General features: G+C 66.3%; 13 protein-coding genes. 10 read left to right on the forward strand and 3 right to left on the reverse strand.

Annotation, left to right across the window (positions count from 1 at the left end; translation table 11 throughout):
- Positions 1 to 110 precede the first annotated feature (110 nt).
- Genes smc through ACCQ10_RS08290 form a run of 3 tightly spaced genes read left to right on the forward strand, consistent with a single transcriptional unit; the run spans position 111 to position 4,797 of the window.
- Complete coding sequence (smc, locus tag ACCQ10_RS08280) at positions 111 to 3,614, forward strand: chromosome segregation protein SMC (RefSeq protein ID WP_372362737.1); 3,504 nt, start codon at positions 111 to 113, stop codon at positions 3,612 to 3,614.
- Positions 3,615 to 3,670: 56 nt separating this feature from the next.
- Positions 3,671 to 4,405: a cell division protein ZipA gene (zipA, locus tag ACCQ10_RS08285; RefSeq protein WP_039411463.1), complete on the forward strand. Its 735-nt coding sequence runs from the start codon at positions 3,671 to 3,673 to the stop codon at positions 4,403 to 4,405.
- Positions 4,406 to 4,413: 8 nt separating this feature from the next.
- Positions 4,414 to 4,797: a hypothetical protein gene (locus ACCQ10_RS08290; RefSeq protein WP_372362738.1), complete on the forward strand. Its 384-nt coding sequence runs from the start codon at positions 4,414 to 4,416 to the stop codon at positions 4,795 to 4,797.
- Between the two features lie 231 nt (positions 4,798 to 5,028).
- Here ACCQ10_RS08290 and ACCQ10_RS08295 read toward each other — a convergent pair whose 3' ends face one another.
- Positions 5,029 to 6,153 (reverse strand): pyridoxal phosphate-dependent aminotransferase, encoded by a 1,125-nt coding sequence (locus tag ACCQ10_RS08295; RefSeq protein WP_372362739.1) that lies wholly within the window; start codon positions 6,151 to 6,153, stop codon positions 5,029 to 5,031.
- A gap of 390 nt (positions 6,154 to 6,543) precedes the next feature.
- Between ACCQ10_RS08295 and ligA the strand changes: the two genes are divergently transcribed.
- The 7 genes from ligA to ACCQ10_RS08330 all read left to right on the forward strand — a co-directional run bounded on the left by ligA (position 6,544) and on the right by ACCQ10_RS08330 (position 18,559).
- Positions 6,544 to 9,045 (forward strand): NAD-dependent DNA ligase LigA, encoded by a 2,502-nt coding sequence (gene ligA, locus ACCQ10_RS08300; RefSeq protein ID WP_372362740.1) that lies wholly within the window; start codon positions 6,544 to 6,546, stop codon positions 9,043 to 9,045.
- The gene (epmA, locus tag ACCQ10_RS08305) at positions 9,042 to 10,004 is read left to right on the forward strand and encodes an EF-P lysine aminoacylase EpmA (RefSeq protein ID WP_372362741.1); all 963 of its coding nucleotides are present in this window, start codon (positions 9,042 to 9,044) and stop codon (positions 10,002 to 10,004) included. Before ligA ends, epmA begins: the two co-directional genes overlap by 4 nt.
- 353 nt (positions 10,005 to 10,357) lie before the next feature.
- Positions 10,358 to 11,044 (forward strand): DUF3011 domain-containing protein, encoded by a 687-nt coding sequence (locus ACCQ10_RS08310; RefSeq protein ID WP_039411479.1) that lies wholly within the window; start codon positions 10,358 to 10,360, stop codon positions 11,042 to 11,044.
- Between the two features lie 647 nt (positions 11,045 to 11,691).
- Positions 11,692 to 11,829: a hypothetical protein gene (locus tag ACCQ10_RS08315; RefSeq protein WP_372362742.1), complete on the forward strand. Its 138-nt coding sequence runs from the start codon at positions 11,692 to 11,694 to the stop codon at positions 11,827 to 11,829.
- Between the two features lie 63 nt (positions 11,830 to 11,892).
- The gene (gene mtnA / locus ACCQ10_RS08320; protein ID WP_372362743.1) at positions 11,893 to 12,957 is read left to right on the forward strand and encodes an S-methyl-5-thioribose-1-phosphate isomerase; all 1,065 of its coding nucleotides are present in this window, start codon (positions 11,893 to 11,895) and stop codon (positions 12,955 to 12,957) included.
- Between the two features lie 209 nt (positions 12,958 to 13,166).
- Positions 13,167 to 15,869, forward strand: coding sequence for a DNA gyrase subunit A (gene gyrA, locus ACCQ10_RS08325; RefSeq protein ID WP_372362744.1), 2,703 nt, complete (start codon positions 13,167 to 13,169; stop codon positions 15,867 to 15,869).
- 215 nt (positions 15,870 to 16,084) lie between these two features.
- On the forward strand, positions 16,085 to 18,559 hold the full coding sequence (locus ACCQ10_RS08330) for a membrane-bound PQQ-dependent dehydrogenase, glucose/quinate/shikimate family (protein ID WP_372362745.1): 2,475 nt from the start codon (positions 16,085 to 16,087) through the stop codon (positions 18,557 to 18,559).
- 486 nt (positions 18,560 to 19,045) lie between these two features.
- Here ACCQ10_RS08330 and ACCQ10_RS08335 read toward each other — a convergent pair whose 3' ends face one another.
- Both ACCQ10_RS08335 and hutU read right to left on the reverse strand, forming a co-directional pair.
- On the reverse strand, positions 19,046 to 19,774 hold the full coding sequence (locus ACCQ10_RS08335) for a hypothetical protein (RefSeq protein WP_228888754.1): 729 nt from the start codon (positions 19,772 to 19,774) through the stop codon (positions 19,046 to 19,048).
- Positions 19,775 to 20,019: 245 nt separating this feature from the next.
- Positions 20,020 to 21,699, reverse strand: a complete 1,680-nt coding sequence (hutU, locus tag ACCQ10_RS08340) for a urocanate hydratase (RefSeq protein ID WP_372362746.1) — start codon at positions 21,697 to 21,699, stop codon at positions 20,020 to 20,022.
- Positions 21,700 to 21,707: the final 8 nt, after the last annotated feature.

A 21,707-nucleotide genomic window follows, 5' to 3' on the forward strand; every position in this document is an offset into this window, starting at 1 on the left:
TTGCCGGTTCCACGGCCCGCAGATCTTATGGATCAAGGGTTTGGGCGCTGGCTTCACAGGAACAGTGCCTGCCGGCTTCGTCCGCGCGGTGCCCGGAATCTCCAGTCCCCATGCGCCTGTCCACGATCAAACTGTCCGGTTTCAAGTCGTTCGTCGACCCGACCACGTTGCACCTGCCCACCAATATGACCGGCATCGTCGGCCCCAATGGTTGCGGCAAGTCCAACATCATCGATGCGGTGCGCTGGGTCATGGGCGAAAGCTCGGCCAGCCGCCTGCGCGGCGACTCGCTGACCGACGTGATCTTCTCCGGCTCCTCGGCGCGCAAGCCGGTGTCGCAGGCGACGGTGGAGCTGATCTTCGACAATTCCGATCACACCATCACCGGCGAGTTCGCCTCGTTCAACGAGATCTCGGTCAAGCGCCTGGTCAGCCGCGACGGCAACAGCGCCTATTACCTCAATGGCACCAAATGCCGGCGCCGCGACATCACCGACCTGTTCCTGGGCACCGGCCTGGGGCCGCGCAGCTACTCGATCATCGAGCAGGGCATGATCAGCCAGATCATCGAGGCGCGCCCGGAAGACCTGCGCGTCTATCTGGAAGAAGCCGCCGGCATTTCCAAGTACAAGGAGCGCCGCAAGGAAACCGAAACGCGCATCCGCCATACGCGCGAAAATCTCGACCGTTTGGGCGACCTGCGCGAGGAAATCACCAAGCAGCTGGCGCATCTGCAGCGCCAGGCGCGTCAGGCCGAGCAATACCAGGCCCTGCAGGAAGAGCGCCGGATCAAGGATGCCGAGTGGAAGGCACTGGAATACCGCGGCCTGGACGGGCAGTTGCAGGGCCTGCGCGAAAAATTGAATCAGGAAGAAACCCGCCTGCAGCAATTGATCGCCGATCAGCGCGATGCCGAAGCACGCATCGAAACCGGGCGCGTACGCCGTGAGGAGGCCGCCGAGGCGGTGGCCAAGGCGCAGGCCGACGTGTACCAGGTGGGCAGCGCGCTGGCGCGCATCGAGCAGCAGATCCAGCATCAGCGCGAGCTCTCGCACCGCCTGCACAAGGCGCGCGATGAGGCGCAAAGCCAGCTGCAGGAATTGACCCAGCACATCAGTGGCGATTCGGCCAAATTGGCCGTGCTGCGCGAGGCGGTGGCCGACGCCGAGCCGCAGCTGGAACAACTGCGCGAAGACCACGAATTCCGTCAGGAAGCGCTGCGTGAAGCCGAGGCGCGGCTGGCCGACTGGCAGCAGCGCTGGGAAGCCCATAACCGCGACACCGGCGAAGCCTCGCGTGCCGGCGAAGTGGAGCGCACGCGCGTGGATTACCTGGACCGCCAATCACTGGAAGCCGACCGCCGCCGCGAAGCGCTGTTCAACGAACGTGCCGGGCTGGATCTGGATGCGCTGGCCGAAGCGTTCGAGCAGATCGAACTGCGCCACGAAACGCAAAAGGCGTCGCTGGACGGGCTGACCGAGCAGGTGGAGGCGCGCAAGCACGCCCTCGGCGGCCTGCAGGAACGGCAGCGGGCAAGCCAGGGCGAGCTGGCGGAAGTACGCAAGCAGGCGCAGGCCGCGCGTGGCCGGCTGTCGTCGCTGGAAACCCTGCAACAGGCCGCGCTCGGGCAGGAGCAGGGGGCGGCGGTGGCGTGGCTGAAGTCGCGCGGGCTGGACTCGGCGGCGCGGGTGGGCGAGCGCATCAGCGTGGAAAGCGGCTGGGAAAACACCGTCGAAAGCGCGCTGGGGCAGTTGATCGAAGGCGTGCTGGTGGAAGCGCCCGAGCAGCTGGTGGACGCCCTGGGCGAGTTGGGCGAAGGCCGCATCGCGCTGGTGTCCGATGCCACCGACACCGCCACGTTCGCGCCGACCTCCTTGGCCGCCAAGGTGCAGGGGCCGATCGCGATCCGTCGCCTGCTGGCGCGCCTGCACGCTGCCGACGATCTGGCGGCCGCGCGCGCGCTGCAGCGCAGCCTGCCCGAGGGCGACTCGGTCATCACCCGCAATGGCGAGCGGTTGGGCGAGGGCTGGGTGCGGGTGTCGCGCTCCGGCGCCGCCAAGCAGGGCGCCTTGCTGCGCGAGCGCGAAATCCAGGACCTGCGCACCCAGATCGAAACCCTGCAGGAGCGCGAAGCCGAGCTCGAACACCAACTCACCAGCTTCCGCGAGCAATCGCTGGCGGCCGAGCAGCAGCGCGAAGATGCGCAGCGCCAGTTGTACATGGCGCACCGCAGCGTGTCCGAGCTGGCCGGCCAGTTGCAGAGCCAGCAGGGCAAGGTCGACGCGGCGCGCACGCGCATCGACCGCATCGAGAGCGAACTGGCGCAATTGCTGGAAACGCTCGATACCAGCCGCGAGCAGGCCCGCGAAGCGCGTGCCAAACTCGAAGATGCGGTCACCTTGATGGGCGATCTGCAGGGTACGCGCGAAGCGCTGGAAAGCGAGCGTCGTCAACTCACCGATGCACGCGATCAGGCGCGCGATGCCGCGCGCGGCGTGCGCGATGCAATGCATGCCCTGGCGCTGACGCTGGAGTCGCAACGCACCCAGATCACCTCGCTCAGCCAGACGCTGGAGCGCATGGACAGCCAGCGCGGCCAGCTCGACACGCGCCTGGAAGATCTGGTCGCCCAGCTGAGCGACGGCGATTCGCCGGTGGAAACGCTGGAGCACGAACATCAGGCCGCATTGAGCGAGCGCGTGCGCACCGAGCGCGCGCTGGGCGAGGCGCGCACCCTGCTGGACAGCATCGACAGCGAACTCCGCAGCTTTGAACAAACCCGTCAGCAGCGCGACGAACAGGCGCTGGCGCAGCGCGAACGCATCTCCCAGCGCAAGCTCGATCAGCAGGCGCTGGTACTCAGCGCCGAACAGTTGTCGGCTGCCGTGGTCAAGGCCGGCTTCGTGCTCGAAGACGTGGTCAACGGCCTGCCCGAGGCGGCCAATGCGGCCGAATGGGAAGCAGCGGTGGGCCAGATCGACGCGCGCATGCGCCGCCTGGAGCCGGTGAACCTGGCCGCCATCCAGGAATACGGCGAGGCCGCGCAGCGCTCGGAATACCTGGACGCGCAGAACCTGGATCTCAATACCGCACTGGAAACGCTGGAAGAAGCCATCCGCAAGATCGATCGCGAAACCCGCGGGCGTTTCAAGGACACCTTCGACCGCGTCAACTCGGGCGTGCAGGCGCTGTATCCGCGCCTGTTCGGTGGCGGCCATGCGTATCTGGAACTCACCGGCGAAGACCTGCTCGACACAGGCGTGACCATCATGGCGCGCCCGCCGGGCAAGCGTGTGTCCAGCATCTCGCTGCTCTCCGGCGGCGAGAAGGCGATGACCGCCGTGGCGCTGGTGTTTGCGATCTTCCAGCTCAATCCCGCGCCGTTCTGTCTGCTCGACGAGGTGGACGCGCCGCTGGACGAGGCCAACGTCGGCCGCCTGGCCAACATGGTGCGTGAGATGAGCGAGAAGGTGCAGTTCCTGTTCGTCAGCCACAACAAGGCCACGATGGAAGCGGCGCGCCAGTTGTCCGGCGTGACCATGCGCGAGCCCGGCGTCAGCCGCCTGGTCAGCGTGGACCTGGAAGAAGCCGCACGTTTGGCGGGTGCGGCATGACGTGCCATGCTTGTTGGAATGATTCCACCCGTCACTTTTACGCGGAGGCACGCTGAATGTCCGACATGGCCATGATCCGGATCGGGATCCTGATCGCTGGACTGCTGCTGGTCGCGGCCATCTTCCTGTTCGGCCGCCCGAAGAAATCGCCGCAGGGCCGTCGCGTCGACAAGGACGACGGGCAGCCGCGCGAGCGGCGCGAGCCGGTGATTTCCGGCGATGCAGATGTCGACGGTGCTGCCTTCGAGCGCAGCGAGGGCAGTGCCGAACAGAGCGAGCTGTCGCTGGACGCGCAGGACGCGGCCGGCGGTAACGATGTCGGCAAGCGCCCGAACCAGGATTTCGACAAGATCGTGTCGCTGTTCGTGGCCGCCAAGGCCGGGCAGATCCTGCGTGGCGAGGATGTGGTGGTGGCCGCGGAAAAGACCGGGCTGGTGTTCGGCCACATGAATGTCTTTCACCGTCTGGTGGAAGGGCATCCCGAGCGCGGGCCGATCTTCAGCATGGCCAGCATCCTCAAGCCCGGCAGCTTCGACATGGCCAACATCCGCGAGATGCAGACGCCGGCGATCGCGTTCTTCCTGACCCTGCCTGCGCCGATGACGGCGCTGGATGCCTGGGAAAAGATGCTGCCGACCGTGCAGCGCATGGCCGAGCTGCTGGACGGCGTGGTGCTGGATGACAGCCGCAACGCATTGGGCCGGCAGCGTGTGGCGCATATCCGCGATGAGCTGCGTGCCTACGACCGTCAACATCAGGCACCGCCGCTGACCAAATCGCCGCGCTGGTGAGTTGAGCAATGTTGAGCCTGCAGGGCGTGTTGGCAGTGGCGCTACTGCTGGTGCTGTGGGCAATCCTGGCGATGCCGCTGCTGTGGATCTTTACCCGAATCGCCGCACGGCTGCGCAAGCGCCCGCGCAACTCGCCGTGGGTGATTGGCGGTTTTGCAGCCGCTATCACCTTGCTGGTGGCGCCGGTACCGACGCCCTTCATCAGCGTGTTCCTGCCGCATGCGATCGCGCTGTTCGACCGCCGTTACTACACGCACATCCTGCAAGGCCCGCCGATGCTGCGCGAGCTGCTGCTATGGAACGCCGGCTCGATGGCACTGACCTTCGTCATCAGCTACCTGTGGATCCGGCGCACGCTACGCGCACCGCAGAGCGAGGCGTTGGACCAGTAGTTTTAAAGCCCCTCTCCCGGCGGGAGAGGGATTGGGGTGAGGGTACGGGGCGAAGCCACTTGTGGTGTGTCATTTCTGAAGGCGCGTAGCGACGCGCTTGACCTCCCAGGCGGTGACCACTTCGCGATGCGCCCCTCATCCGCCCCTGGCGGGGCACCTTCTCCTCCATAAAGGAGGACAATGTCCCGATGGGAGAAGGGTTCGCGTTGGCTTTATCGAACGCTTTGCGAGTTAGCGCTTGGCTTTGCCGAATGCTTCGCGAAAACGCACCATCTCCGCCTCGGTGCCCACGCTGACACGCACGCGCTTGGGCCAGATCGGCCAGCTGCGGCCGACGATGACGCCCTGCTTCTGCATCGAATCGGCGAACACGCCAGCGTCGCGTTTGACGTCCAGCAGGAAGCAATTGGCCTGCGAGGGCAGGCAGGTGTAGCCCTTGCCCTTGAGCCAGGCGATGGTTTCGTCGCGAACGCGGGCGTTGTCGGCGTGGCGGGTCTGCACCAGCAGCGGGTCGCGCAGGCTGGCGATGCCGGCGGCCATCGCCGGTACCGACAATGGGTTGCTGCCGAAGGCGGCAAGTTTGGTCTGCAGTCCCGGCGGGGCCAGGGCGGCGCCCAGACGCAGGCCGGCCATGCCGTAGAGCTTGGAGAAGCTGCGCAGCACGATCAGGTCCTGGCGCTGACGCACCAGATCGGCCACCGACGGCTCGTTGCTGTAATGGATATACGCCTCGTCGACCACCAGCACCGCGCTGGACGGCTTGTTGGCGAGCAGCCACTCGATGTCGGCGCGCGGGGTGATGGAACCGGTGACATTGCCGGGATTGCACACATAGATCAGGCCGGCGGTCGGGTCGGCCTTGGCCATCGCCTTGACGTCGTGTGCGCCATCGGCGCGCAGCGGCACCTTGCGCACGGCCACGCCGTGGGCAGTGGCGCTTTCGATCAGCGGGTCGAAGCTCGGGTCGGCTACCACCAGCCCGGCGCGCGCGGAGGTGAACAGATTGGTGGCGCGATTCAATGCATCCCTGGAACCGGGAAACAACGACAGATGATCGTTGGGCAACTGCAGCTCGCCGGTCATCAGGTTGCGCAGATCCTGCTCCATCTCCGACAGGTAGCGGCCCGAACGCGTCAGCGAACGCGTGGCAGCGTCAACCGCCGCCGGGGCAGGCCCGAGCGGGTGCTCATTGAGGTTGAGGTACACGGTGCCGGCCGCGGCGGCCACGCCCGGCGTTGCCGGCGCCGCGGCGCGCTTGCGGGCCGCCTCGGCCGCGGGTGCCAGCCCCAGTGCGGAAACCGCCACGCCGGTGGTGGCGAGGCTGAGAAACGAGCGGCGCGAGACGGGCAACGACACGGGTGAACTCCAGAGGCGGCGGGCAGAGAGGGCGCCACGCTAGCCGGTTTGGGCGTGTCTGCCTATCGGGAAATACCCGCAGGGCCGGTCGCGCAGGCGCGCGCGCTGCAGTCAGGTGGCAGCGACGGTGGTGTTTCCCGCGTTTGCGTACACAGGTCAGGTAACTGCCGGGCTCGCTTCCAGCGGGCTCCGGGCAGTGGCTGTAGCACCTGCTTCGCTCCGCTGCCCGCACCCTGGCAAGGTGCGGTTTACGCATGGCCACCGCGGCCGACGCCGCCAATGCCAACGACTTCATCCATCGATCAATCTGCGCGACCGAAGGCGCTTGCGCCAACGCTTGGCATCGGCACGGCCCGTTAGAATGGGCGTCCCAGAGCCAGCCCCGCGACCATGACTGCCAGCCCGGATCCCGCTCAGCGCATCGCTGCCTTGCGTCGCCGCATCGACGATGCCAACTACCGCTATCACGTGCTCGACGAGCCGCAGCTGGCCGACGTCGACTACGACCGTCTGATGCGGGAGCTGGAAGCGCTGGAAGCCGAGCACCCGTCGTTGGCCAGTGCCGATTCGCCAACGCAGCGGGTTGGCTATCTGGCCGCCTCGCGCTTTGCCGAGGTACGGCATGCCTTGCCGATGTTGTCGCTGGGCAATGCCTTCAGCGACGAGGAAGTGCGCGAGTTCGTGCGGCGTATCAGCGAGCGCCTGGAGATCAAGCAACCGGTCTTCTCGGCCGAGCCCAAGCTGGATGGCCTGGCGATCAGCCTGCGCTACGAAAACGGCGAGTTCGTGCAGGGTGCCACCCGCGGCGATGGCGCCACCGGCGAGGATGTCAGCACCAACCTGCGCACGGTCAAGGCGATTCCGCTGCGCCTGCGCGGTGAGGGCTGGCCGCAGGTGCTGGAGGTACGCGGTGAGGTCTACATGCCGCGCGCTGCCTTCGAGGCCTACAACGCGCAGATGCGAGCGCAGGGCGGCAAGGTGCTGGCCAATCCGCGCAACGGCGCGGCCGGTTCGTTGCGCCAGCTGGACGCGCGCATCACGGCACAGCGCCCGCTGAGTTTCTTTGCCTACGGCGTCGGCGAGGTGAGCGAAGGCGCATTGCCGCAGACGCATTCGGCCATCCTGGCGCAGTTGCGCGACTGGGGCTTTCCGGTCAGTCAGCTGGTCGAGGTGGTGCAGGGCAGTGAGGGCCTGTTGGCATACTACCAGCGCATTGGCGAGGCGCGCGATGGATTGCCATTCGATATCGACGGCGTGGTCTACAAGCTCGACGATCTGGCCGGGCAACGCGAGATGGGCTTTGTCTCGCGCGCGCCGCGTTGGGCGATTGCGCACAAGTTCCCGGCGCAGGAGCAATCCACTACGGTGGAGGCGATCGAGATCCAGATCGGCCGCACTGGTGCGGCCACGCCGGTGGCACGTCTGAAGCCGGTACACGTGGCCGGCGTCGTGGTCACCAATGCGACCTTGCACAACGCCGACCAGATCGCGCGGCTGGATGTGCGCGTGGGCGACACGGTCATCGTGCGCCGTGCCGGCGATGTGATTCCCGAAGTGGCCGGTGTGGTCGCCGACCAGCGACCGGCCGGCACGCAGGAATGGCGCATGCCCACGCAGTGCCCGGTGTGCGGTTCGGAGATCGTGCGCGAGGAGGGCCAGGCGGTGTGGCGTTGCTCGGGTGAGTTGACCTGCCCGGCGCAGCGCAAGGAAGCGTTCCGGCATTTCGTTTCGCGTCGTGCAATGGATGTCGATGGCCTCGGCGAAAAATTCATCGAGGTGCTGGTCGACAGCGGGCTGGTGCAGGGCGTGGCCGATCTGTATCTGCTCACCGTGGATCAGTTGCTGCAACTACGCCTGATCAGCAACGCCGAGAGCCCGCATGCGTTCCTGCGCGAGGCGCGCGAGCATCTGGCCAGCGGTGCGTATGCGCAGCTGGAAACCCGTGTGGTCGGCATCGGCGTGGATTTGGCCGGGGAGCGCGAGGTGCCGCAGACCTGGCAGGCCGATCTGCTGCGCGCAGGCCTGCCGCGCTTCGAATGGAACCGCAGGAAGATCGCCACCAAGTGGGCCGAGAACCTGATCGAGGCGATCGAAACATCGCGCGACACCACGCTGGAGCGCTTCCTGTTCGCGCTGGGCATCGAGCATGTAGGCGAGAGCACGGCCAAGGCCTTGTCGGCCTGGTTTGGCGATCTGGAACTGATCCGCCATCTGCCGTGGCCGTTGTTCAAGCGCGTGCCGGATATCGGTGGCGAAGTGGCGCGTTCGCTCGGGCACTTCCTCGACCAGCCCGGCAATCAGCAGGCCATCGACGATCTGCTGCAGCGTGGCGTGCGTATCGGCGATAGCCATCCGCCATCGCCCAGGCTGCGCGAGGCGTTGAGTTTTGCCAGCGTGCTGGAAGACATGGACATCCCCAAGGTGACCCCGGTGCGTGCGCAGCAGCTTGCTGCCGCGGTGCCGTCGTTCGATGCGCTGCGCACTGCGGGCGCCGACGCCTTGCAGCAGGCCGGCGTGCCGGCGCCGGTGGTCGCCGCGTTGCTGCAATGGCTGGATCGCCCGGAAAACGCCGCGTTGGCAAGCGCGGCGCAACAGGCGATGGAAACGGTGCTGACGCGGCTGCCGGAGGCCGAGGCCGTGCAGGCCGGTCCACTCGACGGCCAGACGGTGGTGATCACCGGCACCCTGGCCGCGTTGACGCGCGATGCCGCCAAGCAACGCCTCGAAGCATTGGGCGCCAAGGTCGCCGGCAGCGTCTCCAAGAAGACTGCGTTTTTGGTCGCCGGCGAGGAGGCCGGTTCCAAGCTCGACAAGGCGCAATCGCTGGGCGTGGAGATCTGGGACGAAGCACGGCTGCTGGCCTTCCTGGGCGAACACGGGCAGCAGCCGTGACGGCAGCGCAACTGGATCTGGCTGCGCTGCAACTGCGCGCGCAGCTCAACGCGGCGATTCGTGCGTTTTTTGCCGAGCGCGGCGTGCTGGAAGTGGAAACGCCGGTGCTCTCGCAGGCCGGCAATACCGAGCCGAACATCGAGAGTTTCAGTACCCGCTTCAGCGGGCACGTGGATGCCGGCCCGCCCGTGCGCTGGTTGCGCACCTCGCCGGAATACCCGCTCAAGCGCCTGCTTGCCGCCGGCCTGGGCGATTGCTACGAGCTGGGGCGTGTGTTTCGCAATGGCGAAGCCGGCGGCCGGCACAACCCGGAATTCAGCATGCTCGAGTGGTACCGGGTGGGCTGGGACGACCGCGCGCTGGCGCAGGAAGCCATCGCGCTGGTGCAGCGGGCGCTTGCGCTGGTCGGGCGCGCGGCTGCGGTGCAGGTGCTCAGCTACCGCGAGCTGTTCGTGCAGCGGCTGGGCATCGACCCGCTGCTGGCGCCGGAACAGGCGTTGCGTGCGCCGCTGCAGGACATCGCCATCGACCCGCAGGGGCTCACGCGCGATGACTGGCTGGACCTGCTGATGACCCATCGCCTGCAGCCGGGGTTTTCCGGCGACACGCTCACCGTGGTGCACGACTGGCCGGCCAGCCAGTGCGCGCTGGCCCGGATCCGCCACGACAACCCGCCGGTGGCCGAACGGTTCGAGCTGTATCTTGGCGCCTACGAGGTCGCCAACGGCTACCACGAGTTGAACGACCCGCAGGAGCAACGCGTGCGTTTCCTGCGCGACAACGCGCGGCGCGCGGCGCGCGGTTTGCCGCAGCTGCCGCTGGACGAGGAGCTGCTTGCAGTCTTGTCGCAGCTGCCGGACTGCGCGGGAGTGGCGGTGGGCGTGGACCGTTTGTTGATGGCCTTGCGCGGCACCGCGCAGATCGCCGACGTGCTGGCCTTCGAGTTCGCGCGTGCCTGAGGACGGGGGCGGCCGGCGTCGCGCTGGATCGCACCACGCAGATCGCCGACGTGCTGACGTTCGAGTTCGCGCGCCTGAGCCTCGGCGCGGCGGGCATCGCGCTAGACCGCCAAGGCGCTCCCGAACGCAGGTGCTCCGCTGCAGCTTGCTGCGCACCAGGCCGGCGTAGGGCATGACAGACGTGGCGGATCCGTCAACGACACCGCTCCACGCGTATCGCGCGACAGTGCGCGTGCACCGCGCTGCCATGCCGCTGTCACCTGCGCCGTATTGCTATCTTCACATCGATGATGCTCTCATCTTCACGTCCACGGGGGCGCGACGTAGATCGTTTCGGGGTGAGGATTGTTGGCATGAAGTGGCTGATCAGCTTATGCGGTTTGTGGTGCCTGCCGCTGCTGATGCTCGCCGATGCGCGCGCCTCCGAGCGTGCGGCTGGTGTGGTGCGCTGCGAGTCCAAGGACATGGCACGCGTGCATTGCGCGATGAACATCGCCAATGGCGTTCAGCTGGTGCGCCAGCTCTCCGAGACCAGCTGTATCCGCGGCAGCGAATGGGACGTCGAAGACGATGGCGTGTGGGTCGAACAGGGCTGCCGCGCCGAATTCGCGTCGTCCCGCGTGCAGACCGCAACGGTGATGCGCCGTGTGGTGCGCTGCGATTCCAATGGCGGCAAGGTGGCGTGCCCGGTGGTGTTGCGTGGCGCGCCGGTGCGGCTGCTGCGGCAGCGTTCGATGTGGCCGTGCAAGGAAGGCCGCACCTGGGGCGTTCGCCGTAACGAGATCTGGGTGTCGCGTGGGTGCGATGGCGAGTTCGAAGTGGGTGCCGAAGACGGCTCCGGCTTCGTGACGGTGCCGCGCATGGTCACCTGCGAATCCAAGAAGAGCGCGCGCCGCACCTGCGGGGTGTCAGTGGAGCGTGCGGTACGACTGGGGCGGCAGATGTCCAGGACGCCCTGCGTGGAAGGCCAGACCTGGGGCTGGAGCCGCGACGGTGTCTGGGTGAACGACGGTTGCCGCGCCGAGTTCATCGTCGACTGAGCGGTTATCAGGACTGCTGCGCGACTACGTATCGGTCTAGTGCTGGCTGGAGGATTTAGGTCTTCGCCACGCGGCGGCTGCCCTGTGGTCTGGCTGCCGGGCCCTTGTACGCCGACCGTCGCGGGATACGCTGCAAGTACGTCATGGCTCGCTACGGACAGACCAGGCGCAGAGCGGATCATCTGCACCTTTGCTGCAGGGCCCTTGCCCGCCCACCATCGCGGGACACGCCGCAAGTACGTCCATATAGCTCCTTGGCGGCATCCATGCCGCCAAGGGTCCCGCGATGGTGGGCGGGCAAGGACCAGTCCTGATGGTCGGTCCGCATGGATATCAACAGCGACTCACAAGGTGGCGATGCGTGACCTTTGCTCTTCGACAAAACCACCAGCCACTGTCTGGCGTGGTGTCCTCGCCGATTGCGGGACCGTTGGCGGCATGGATGCCGCCACCGAGCCCCATGGACGGGTTGACGGCGTGTCCCGCGAGCGGTGAGGGCACCGCGCCCTCGACGTCTTTGCGTTTTCTGCAGGGCCCTTGCCCGCCCACCATCGCGGGACACGCCGTGAATCCGTCCCTGAAGGCTCTGGCGCGGCATCCATGCCGCTCAAGGTCCCGCGACGGTGGGCGGGCAAGGACCGGTCGAGATGGTCGGTGCGCAACGTTTTCAACAAGCGACCAGCAAACCGCGTTATGCGGTGTTCTCGTTCTTCAATAAAGGCACCAGCCAACTGTCTGGTGAGGGCACCGCGCTCCCGGCCAACCAGGTGTTTGCTGCTGCTTGAGGACTGTGAGCTGAGCATTGAAGGCCCACTGACTGCACCGCCCCTGCGCCTTACAATGGACGCATGAACGACAGCGCCCATATCGATTACGCCCGCTACGACCACATCCGGCCGCTACTGTGGACCGGCGATGCCCTGGAATTGCTCGACCAACGCAAGCTGCCCTTCGTGGTGGAGCATGTGCGTTGCGACACCAGCGACGCGGTGGCCGAAGCGATCCATTCGCTGGCCGTGCGCGGTGCGCCGGCGATCGGCATTGCGGCCGGGTGGGGCGTGGTGCTGGCCGCGCGCGACATCGACGCCGATGACGGCAGCGCCGCGCTGCAGAAGCTCGAACCGGCGCTGCTGCGGCTCAATGCCGCACGCCCGACCGCAGTCAACCTGGCCTGGGCGCTGATGCGCATGCGTCGGGTGTTGGGCGCGGCGGGCGCGGACTGGCGCGAGGTGATCGCGCGCGAGGCGCAGGCAATCGCAGATGAGGATCTGGCGGCCAACCGCCATATGGGTGCGCTCGGCGCCGACCTGATCGCCCCCAGCAGCGGCGTGCTGACCCACTGCAATACCGGCTCGCTGGCCACTGCCGGTTTCGGCACGGCGCTGGGCGTGATTCGCGCCGGCATGGCGCAGCAGCGCATCGCCAAGGTGTTTGCCGGCGAAACCCGGCCCTGGCTGCAGGGCGCGCGCCTGACCGTGTGGGAGCTGCAGCAGGACGGCATCGACGCCACCCTCATCGCCGATTCGGCGGCCTCGCATCTGATGAAGTCCGGCCTGGTGCAGTGGGTGATCGTCGGCGCCGATCGCATCTGCGCCAATGGCGATACCGCCAACAAGATCGGCACCTATCAGCTGGCCATTGCCGCGCGCCACCACGGCGTCAAGTTCATGGTGGTGGCGCCGTCGTCGACCGTGGACATGGCCACCGCCAGTGGCGACCAGATCGAGATCGAACAGCGCGATCCAGGCGAATTGTTCGGTGTGGGCGGGGTGCGTACGGTGGCCGACGGCATCCATGCCTGGAACCCGGTATTCGACGTCACCCCCGGCAGTCTGATCGATGCCATCGTCACCGAGCGCGGGGTGATCGTGCAGCCGGACCTGGCGCGGATGCAGGCAGCCTTCGGCGCCTGAACCCGGCGCGGCGCACCCGCGCTGCAAACGTCCGGCAAAGTCCTGCAAGTGCTTGTTTCTGGCTGGTAAACCGGAGGCATCGGGCTGCCCCTTCGTGGTACAATCCGGGGCTTGAATCGATCGGCGGGAGCGTGGGGTCGGCAGCCTGTGGGTAAGGCGCCCCCGACGCGGCTTTCCGGCTCGCCCGCCACCTCACTTACGGAACCCGAATGGCAGAAACCGCCAAGGAAATCATCCAGGTCAATCTGGAAGACGAGATGCGCAAGAGCTATCTCGATTACGCGATGAGCGTGATCGTGGGCCGCGCACTCCCCGATGCCCGTGATGGCCTCAAGCCTGTGCACCGTCGCGTGTTGTTCGCGATGCACGAGCTGGGCGCCCACAGCAACAAGGCCTACTTCAAGTCGGCGCGTATCGTCGGCGACGTCATCGGTAAGTACCACCCGCACGGCGACCAGTCGGTGTACGACACGCTGGTGCGCATGGCGCAGCCGTTCTCGCTGCGCTACATGATGGTGGACGGCCAGGGTAACTTCGGTTCGGTCGACGGCGACTCCGCGGCGGCGATGCGTTACACCGAGTCGCGCATGTCGCGGCTGGCGCATGAGCTGATGGCGGACATCGACAAGGAAACCGTCGATTTCCAGCCCAATTACGACGAAAAGGAACTGGAACCGACGGTCATGCCGACCCGGTTCCCGAGCCTGCTGGTCAACGGTTCGGCCGGTATCGCTGTGGGCATGGCCACCAACATCCCGCCGCATAACCTGACCGAGGCGATCAACGCCTGCATCGCGCTGATCGACACCCCGGAGCTGGATGTCGAAGGCCTGATGGAATACATCCCGGGCCCGGATTTCCCCACCGCCGGCATCATCAACGGCACCGCCGGCATTGCCGCCGGTTATCGCACCGGCCGTGGCCGCGTGCGCATCCGTGCCAAGGCCGATGTGGAAGTGGCCGACAACGGCCGCGAGGCGATCGTCGTCACCGAGATCCCGTACCAGGTGAACAAGGCGCGGCTGATCGAGAAGATCGCCGAGCTGGTCAAGGAAAAGAAGCTCGAAGGCATCAGCGAGCTGCGCGATGAGTCCGACAAGGACGGCATGCGCATCTACATCGAGATCAAGCGCGGCGATTCGGCCGAGGTTGTGCTCAACAACCTGTATCAGCAGACCCAGATGGAGTCGGTGTTCGGCATCAACATGGTGGCGCTGATCGACGGCCGCCCGCAGTTGATGAACCTCAAGCAGATGCTGGAGGCGTTCATCCGCCACCGCCGCGAGGTCGTCACCCGCCGCACCATCTTTGAGCTGCGCAAGGCGCGTGCGCGTGCGCACGTGCTGGAAGGCCTGACCGTTGCATTGGCCAACATCGATGAAATGATCGAGTTGATCAAGACCTCGGCCAACCCGCAGGAAGCGCGCGAGCGCATGCTGGCCAAGACCTGGCAACCGGGTCTGGTCGGCGCACTGCTGGGTGCGGCCGGTGCCGAGGCGTCCAAGCCGGAAGATCTGCCGCCGGGCGTGGGCCTGATCAAGGGCTTTTACCAGCTCAGCGAAGTGCAGGCGTCGCAGATCCTGGAAATGCGTCTGCATCGCCTGACCGGCCTGGAACAGGAAAAGCTGACCGACGAGTACAAGCAGTTGCTCGGCGTCATCGAAGGCCTGATCCGCATCCTGGAAAATCCGGACGTGCTGCTGCAGGTGATCCGCGACGAGCTGATCAATATCCGCGAAGAATACGGCGACGAACGCCGCACCGAAATCCGTCACAGCGAAGAAGATCTGGACATCCTGGATCTGATCGCGCCGGAAGACGTGGTGGTGACGTTGTCGCATGCCGGCTATGCCAAGCGCCAGCCGGTGAGCGCCTATCGTGCGCAGCGCCGTGGCGGCCGTGGCCGGTCTGCCGCCGCGACCAAGGAAGAAGATTTCATCGACCAGCTGTGGCTGGTCAACACGCACGACACGCTGCTGACCTTCACCAGCAGCGGCAAGGTGTTCTGGCTGCCGGTGCATCAGCTGCCGGAAGCCGGCTCCAATGCGCGTGGCCGCCCGATCATCAACTGGATTCCGCTGGAATCCGGCGAGCGCGTGCAGGCGGTGCTGCCGGTGCGCGAATACGCTGACAACCGCTATGTGTTCTTCGCCACCCGCAACGGTACGGTCAAGAAGACGCCGCTGAGCGAATTCGCCTTCCGTCTGGCGCGCGGCAAGATCGCGATCAATCTGGACGAAGGCGATGCGCTGGTGGGCGTGGCGTTGACCGATGGCGACCGCGACGTGTTGCTGTTCGCCTCCAACGGCAAGACCGTGCGCTTTGGCGAATCCACCGTGCGTTCGATGGGCCGTACCGCCACCGGTGTGCGCGGTATCCGCCTGACCAAGGGCGAGGAAGTGGTCAGCCTGATCGTGGCCGAGCGTGCCGGCGGTGTCGAAGAGGAGATCGAAGGCGACGAGGTCGATGACGTGGTGGAAGCCACCGATGGCGGCGAGCCTGCCGTGATCGAGGTCGCCGACGACGGCAACGTGGCCTACATCCTGACCGCCACCGAGAACGGCTACGGCAAGCGCACCCCGCTGGCCGAATATCCGCGCAAGGGGCGTGGCACCCAGGGCGTGATCGGCATCCAGACCACCGAGCGCAACGGCAAGCTGGTGCGTGCAGTGCTGCTGGGCGCCACCGACGAAGTGTTGCTGATTTCCGATGGCGGCACGCTGGTGCGCACACGCGGTTCGGAAATCTCGCGCGTGGGCCGCAACACCCAGGGCGTGACGCTGATCCGGCTGTCCAAGGGCGAAAAGCTGCAGGCGGTCGAACGCCTGGATGCATCGATGGATGAAGTGGACGATGTGGTGGAAGAGGTGGCCGCGCAGGCCACCGTAGTGCCGCCGGCAACCGAAGAATGATCGGTTGATCGTGCAGCGGCATTGCTGCAGCTCACCGAAAACGCCGGCGGAAGCCGGCGTTTTTTTATGCCCGTCATTGTTGCAGGCCATGACATCTGCAACGCAGTGTCCTCGACCGATTGCCGCAAAAAAGGCGGCACTTTCACCCGCGCGGGCCGAAGGTGGTCGGCGGTGCGGCGGCGTTGCGTTGCCGCTGAGTCGAAGAGGAACAACTGATGACGATTCTGGATCGTCCTTCCGGTCGCTGCCATTGGGCGCTGGCGATATTGGGAGGTGTGATTGCCGTGCTGGGCGCAGTACTGCTGGCCGGTGGCGTGTGGTTGGCCGCGCTGGGTGGCTCCTGGTATTACCTGCCGGCCGGTGCGGCAATGGTGATTGCCGGCGTCTTGCTGGTGCGGGGCCGCAATGCGGGCGCATGGTGGTTTGCTGCGGTGGTGGTGGGTTCGCTGCTGTGGACATGGTGGGAATCGGGCAGCGATTACTGGCGCTGGGTGCCGCGCCTGGGTTTGATCGTTGGCCTGGCATTCGTGCTTGCGCTGCTACTCCCGAAATTGCAACGCCCGGTGTCGCGCGCGGTCTCGCGCAGCGTAGCGGGCGCGTTGGCGGCAGTGTTCGTGGTCGCCTTCGTGCTGGCCTTCGTGCCGCACGGCGTCACCGAAGCCGATGGCGCGCTAGCGCAGGCGGCCGGCACGGTGGGTGGTCTGCTCAGTCGCACTGCATCCGCCCCGGGTGCGGCATCTGGCGCACAGCCGGCGAACGCACCTGCCGACGGCGACTGGGCTGCCTACGGACGTAGCCAGGCCGGGCAACGTTACTCGCCGCTGCAGCAGATCAATCGCGACAATGTGGCGCAGTTGCAGCAGGCGTGGGTATTCCATACCGGCGATCTGCCGAGCAAGCGTTGGGGCGCGGAGACCACGCCGCTGAAGGTGGGCGACAGCCTGTACCTGTGCACCGCGCGCAACCAGGTGATCGCGCTGGATGCCGCCAGCGGCAAGCAGCGCTGGCGCTACGATCCCAAGGTCAAGGACGAGGCGATTCCATACACCGCGGCCTGCCGCGGCGTTTCGTATTACGAAGTGCCGGCAGCCGCCAACACTGCAGACGCAACGGCAACGTCGCCGGCAGCGCTGTGCCGCACGCGGGTGATCGAAGGCACGCTGGACGGCCGCTTGATCGCACTGGATGCACGCAGCGGTACGCCATGCCCGGACTTCGGCAGCAATGGTCAGGTCGATATCACCGTCGGCATGGGGCAGACGCCGCCGGGCTATGTGTCGATCAATTCGCCACCGGCCATCGTGCGTGGTGTGGTGGTCACCGGCCATCAGGTGCTCGACGGGCAGAAGCGTTTCGAGCCTTCCGGTGTGATCGAAGGGTTCGATGCAGTGACCGGCAAGTTGCGTTGGGCCTGGGACATGACGCATCCGGACTGGAACGGTGCACCGCCGCCGGGCCAGAGCTGGACGCGCGGCACGCCGAACATGTGGACCACGGCGGCCGCCGATGAGCAGCTGGGCTATGTGTACCTGCCGATGGGCAATTCCACCGCAGATTACTGGAGCAGCTCGCGCACGCCGCAGGAGAATCGCTACGCGACCTCGCTGGTGGCGCTGGATGTGACCACCGGCAAGCCGGTGTGGAATTTCCAGACCACCCACATCGATGCCTGGGATTACGACCTTGGCTCGCAGCCAAGCCTGATCGATTTCCCCAAGGACGGCGTCAACGTGCCGGCGGTCTTGCTGCCGAGCAAGCAGGGCGAGTTGTATGTGCTGGACCGGCGCACCGGCAAGCCGCTGGTGGGCGTGGAAGAACATGCGGTGCCGGGCGGCGGCGTGGAGCCGCAGATGCGCGCCAAGACCCAGCCGTTCTCGCTGTATCACACGCTGCGCAAGCCGGATCTGACCGAGCGCGACATGTGGGGCATGACCCCGATCGACCAGCTGGTTTGTCGCATCCAGTTCCGCACCGCCAGCTACAAGGGCATCTACACGCCGCCGGAAGCGGAGCGCCATTCGATCGAATACCCCGGCTATAACGGCGGTTCGGATTGGGGCAGCGTGGCGGTCGATCCGCGGCGCGGCGTGATCGTGGCCAACTACAACGACATGCCCAATTACAACCTGCTGGTGCCGCGCGCCAAGGCCGACAAACTGGGCTGGGCACCGCGCGACGAGGTACGTGGCGATGCCGGTGGCGCAGAAGGCGCGGGCGATCCGCAGGCGGGTACGCCGTATGCGATCAACGTCAATGCCGGCTGGCGGCTGCCGTTCACCAAATTGCTGTGCAAGGAACCGCCGTACGGCGGCATCCGCGCCATCGATCTGGCCAGCGGCAAGACGCTGTGGGACCGCCCGTTCGGCAGCGCACGCGGCAATGGCCCATTCGGCATCCGCTCCGGGTTGCCGATCGAGATCGGCACGCCCAACAACGGTGGTGCGGTAGTGACGGCCGGTGGTTTGATCTTCATCGCCGCCGCCACCGACGACCTGATCCGCGCCATCGATCTGGTCACCGGCAAGGAGCTGTGGCATGCCAAGTTGCCAGCCGGCGGCCAGGCCAACCCGATGGTGTACGAATACGGTGGCCGCGAATATCTGGTCATCATGGCCGGCGGGCATCAATTCATGGAGACCCCGGCAGGCGATGCGTTGGTGGCCTACGCGCTACCGCAGCAGGCGCCATGATGCTGGGGGCGATCGAAGACCGCAGGTAAAGCCGGCGATGACACGGCTGCGTGGCTGCCGAGCCGCGCGGCCGGTGTCTGAAATCGGAATGCGCCGATGCATATATGGCGCGACCAGGCGCACGGCCGCCCGCAACCACGCTCGTCTGCATCACTCGTCGGCTGCTCCAGAGTGCCGAAGCATGAAACGAAGAAAGCGCACCGCAAGCGGTGCGCTTTCTTGCAGAAAATCACGGGGGCTAAAACGCTTGATTCGCTCGATACGCCATCCTCGTGGAGAGGCGCAACGCCACATTAGCGATGCATCAGGCAGTACGCTCCTGCGATTTTCGATTCACTGTTAATTCGCACGGTACGCTTCCTCGGCAATAGGCGTAACGCCACATCGGAATGCATCAGGCCGTACGCTCTTACGATTCCCGATTCCCGATTCCCGATTCCCGATTCCCGATTCCCGATTCCCGATTCCCGATTCCCGATTCCCGATTCACCCAACGTTCGCCGCCACCGCATCGTCCCGCACCGCATCGCGCATATCCTGCGCCAGCGTCGCCTTGACGATGATGGAGCGGATGGCATCGGTGGCCTCGGAGAGCGGTACATCGCTGCTCAGGCGCTGGAAGGTGTCACGGCTGTTGTAGCCGGAGCCGTCCTTCAAATAATGGTCGTACATCGACAGCAGATCCTGGCAGGCGGTGATCAAGGCCGCCACATTGCCGCGTACAAGCGCGTGGCCGATCTGATCGAAGCTGTGCAGGCAGTCCGCCAGCCAGTGCAGGTCGTAGCGCGCGGTGCTCGGCTCCGGCGCGCTGTGACCGCGGCTGTACGCGCTGTAGCGACGCAGGCTGCGTGCCACGCGGGCGACATGCGCAAACAGGGTGCCGATCTCGTTGGCGATATCCAGCCGCTGCACCATCACCATCGGGATCACCTCGGTGGCCGCGGCGTCCTGCTGCTCGGCTGCATTCTGCTCCTGCTGGTCCAGCGATTGCTTGAGCACAGCGTAGCTGCGCTGCAGCGACTCCAGCTCCAGTGCGCTGGCTGCCGCACGCGCCTTCAGCTGAGACAGCGCCGCCTGGTAGCGGCCAAGGCTGTCCTGGGTGCTGGCAAGCTGGCCGGACTCGGCGCGCAGCTGGCGGCCGCGGACGAATGCCAGTGCCGTGGCGATCAGGGCCCAGAGTGCGAATGCAGGCACCAGGTAGATCAAGATGCCCATGGAGATTCCTCGAAACGTTGCATACCTTGTCGGCCAGGCAGCGGCGTTCTTGAGGGCAATCGCCGGGAGTGTGATGCGGTGGCCAGGCGTGAGGTCGGCGTTGCCCATGCGGAGCGCGTCCAGCCCCGCCCGCGGGGGGCGAGGGGCACTCGACGCCGGAGCGGCCCTAAGCTCCGCTGCGGCAAGGGCGGCGGCTCCATGCCCGGCCGCTGACGCAATCAGTGGCTATCGAACGATCGCAGATCTCATTGACCTCTTTTGCCCGTAATCCCGGGCAAATCCAGTCCCTTTGCGTCTGCGCAATCCCGGGCAATCGCATAACCGGCGTCGGCGTGCCGCATCACGCCGGTAGCGGGGTCGTTCCAGAGCACGCGCTCCAGGCGCTTGTCGGCGGACTCGCTGCCGTCGCAGACAATGACCATGCCGGCATGCTGCGAAAAGCCCATGCCAACGCCGCCGCCATGGTGCAGCGACACCCAGGTGGCGCCGCTGGCAGTGTTGAGCAGGGCATTGAGCAAGGGCCAGTCGGACACGGCATCGGAGCCGTCGGCCATCGCTTCGGTTTCGCGGTTGGGCGAGGCCACGCTGCCCGAATCCAGATGGTCGCGGCCGATCACCACCGGCGCCTTGAGCTCGCCACTGCGCACCATCGCATTGAAGGCCAGGCCCAGCCGATGGCGGTCGCCCAGCCCGACCCAGCAGATGCGCGCGGGCAAGCCCTGGAAGGCGATCTTGTCGGCCGCCATGTCCAGCCAGCGATGCAGGTGCGCATCGTCGGGGATGAGTTCCTTGACCTTGGCATCGGTCCTGGCGATGTCTTCCGGGTCGCCGGACAGCGCGACCCAGCGGAACGGGCCGATGCCGCGACAGAACAGCGGGCGGATGTAGGCGGGGACGAAGCCGGGGAAGTCGAATGCATCGTCGACCCCTTGTTCCAGCGCCATCTGGCGCAGGTTGTTGCCGTAGTCCACGGTGGGCACACCGAGCGCGTGGAAGGTGAGCATGGCGCGGATGTGGTTGGCCATCGTCTCGCGTGCGGCGGCTTCCACCTCCTTCGGTGCGCTCACGCGCTTCGCGTCCCACGCTTCCACGCTCCAGCCTTGCGGCAGGTAGCCGTTGACCGGGTCGTGTGCGGAGGTCTGGTCGGTCAGCAGGTCCGGCTTGATCCCGCGCAGCAGCAGTTCGTCCAGGACGTCGGCGACATTGCCGAGCAGGCCGACCGACAGCGGCGTCTTCGCGGTGCACGATTGCTCGATCAGGCGCAGCGCTTCGTCCAGCGAGTCGGTCCAGGTGTCCAGGTAACCGGTGCGCAGGCGCATGTCGATGCTGGACCGGCGGCATTCCACGGCCAGGCAGGACGCGCCGGCCATCACCGCAGCCAGCGGTTGCGCGCCGCCCATGCCGCCCAGCCCGCCGGTGAACAGCCACTTGCCGGCCAGGCTGCCGCCGTAGTGCTGGCGGCCCATTTCCACGAAGGTTTCGTAGGTGCCTTGCACGATGCCCTGCGCGCCGATGTAGATCCAGCTGCCGGCGGTCATCTGCCCGTACATCGCCAGGCCTTTTTGATCCAGCGCGTTGAAGTGGTCCCAATTGGCCCAGCGCGGTACCAGATTGGAGTTGGCGATCAGCACGCGCGGCGCATCGGCGTGGGTGCGGAACACGCCGACCGGTTTGCCCGATTGCACCAGCAGGGTTTGATCATCTTCCAGTCGCGTGAGCGCAGCCACGATCGCATCGAAGGATTCCCAGTCGCGCGCGGCGCGGCCGATGCCGCCGTATACCACCAGTTCCTGCGGGCGCTCGGCCACGTCCGGGTCCAGGTTGTTCATCAGCATGCGCAGCGGCGCTTCGGTGAGCCAGCTCCTGGCGGTGAGCGTGGTGCCGGTGGCAGCGCGGATGACGCGGGTAGCATCGTGACGGGTCATGCCGGGTT

The sequence above is a fragment of the Xanthomonas sp. NCPPB 1325 genome, assembly GCF_041477645.2.
Taxonomy (GTDB): Bacteria; Pseudomonadota; Gammaproteobacteria; order Xanthomonadales; family Xanthomonadaceae; genus Xanthomonas; species Xanthomonas cannabis.